This window comes from Paenibacillus sp. OT2-17, assembly GCF_009827695.1.
Taxonomy (GTDB): Bacteria; Bacillota; Bacilli; order Paenibacillales; family Paenibacillaceae; genus Paenibacillus; species Paenibacillus polymyxa_B.
The window spans coordinates 1-1,433 of record NZ_WUDQ01000756.1 but is presented as its reverse complement, the minus strand read 5'-3'; the positions used below and the strand labels follow the sequence as shown (position 1 = coordinate 1,433).

Genomic DNA, 1,433 nt, shown 5'->3' with positions numbered 1-1,433 from the left:
TATGAACAGATCCGCACCCTTGATCATCCGATTTCCATGATAAAGTGTTCCATCCAGATCAATTAGTAACGATTTTATCGCAATCCCCTCCCCCACTTCAAATCCATTCACATCAGAGCATTGAAAATTATAATTCATCCCATGAACGATGTTCTCCTTCTTATTTAACCACCTTAATTATTCAGGTCATTAAATAATCGGCCGTCTCCATTCATCTCATCTATCTTAAGTCAAAAATGCTTATGAAGTCCATGAATTGCTGGTAAACCCTCCAAAATGGCGCCATTCCTCGCTAAAAGCCGTCGCTTTACACATGACATAAGTTCACTTCTTCGTCGAAATCCATCGAAGGAGCTATTTCCTCAAAGGAAATCTCCTGTATTTACTGATCATGCTCAAGACATAAAATCCTTTAAATTCGATATATAGAAACTCGAATATGACACGCCTCTATATGTGGTAGAACAAATTCATCCCCTACCACCGTGTACGGGTTCTCATCTCTTGTCGCATCCTGCGCTTTCCCGGAAAATAATTTGGGTGAAAAACAAAGGCACCGGGGCTTGCCCCGGCACCCATGCACATATCTTCTCCAATCGTTTATTAACCGATATCAGGTACCGATAACAACACATGCTGCTCCGCAAGCAATGAATTGGGAAATATGCTTCGCGCTTCCTCCAGCAATGGCTGAAGCTGCTCCTGATCTTTATACCTAGAACTAAAATGCGTCATGATTAGCTGACCCGCACCTGCGGCTTTTGCAGCTTCCGCTGCTTGAAGCGCCGTACTATGATGATACTCGTATGCTGTATCTGACAGTTCATGCAGAAAAGTGGCTTCATGAACGACGACAGTTGCATCTTGAGCCAGCACTACCGTATTCGGACAAGGTCTCGTATCCCCTAAAATCGTGATGATACGCCCTTTTTTCGGCGAACCCAGTACATCCTGAGGATGCAAAATAACTCCACCTTCTACCTCCACGCTTTCCCCACGCTTTAACTTACCGTACACCGGGCCGGGCTTAATACCATATCGCTCCAACAGCTCTTGGTTAAGCTTACCGGGCTTATCCATCTCTACAACTCGGTAGCCATAGCTGTCGATCCGATGATCCAGTAAAGCTGACTCCACCCGGAATTGACCGTCATCAAACAGAACCCCGCCCGTATGCTCCACAATATGTAGTTGGTAATTGATACGCGATTGGCTGATCCCTAAAGATAGCTCGATATATTGCTGGATTCCAGGCGGTCCATATACCGTCAGTGGTGTCGTTCCCCCCTGATACGCCCTGCTCGACAGCAGTCCCGGCAGACCGAAAAGATGATCCCCATGCAAATGGGTGATAAATATTTTTTCAAGTCTGCTTAGTTTGAGCGGCGAACGCAATACCTCTTGTTGAGTGCCTTCGCCACAGTCGAACAGCC

The 1,433-nt window shown here is 45.9% G+C and carries 1 protein-coding gene and 1 pseudogene; both read right to left on the bottom strand.

From position 1 onward, the window contains the following. Positions 1 to 138: pseudogene (locus GRP75_RS26830) on the bottom strand (TIGR01457 family HAD-type hydrolase); the annotation flags it as partial. 465 nt (positions 139 to 603) lie between these two features. Then, positions 604 to 1,433: ribonuclease Z (gene rnz, locus GRP75_RS26825; protein ID WP_160790875.1), on the bottom strand; the 830-nt coding region annotated here is incomplete at its 5' end.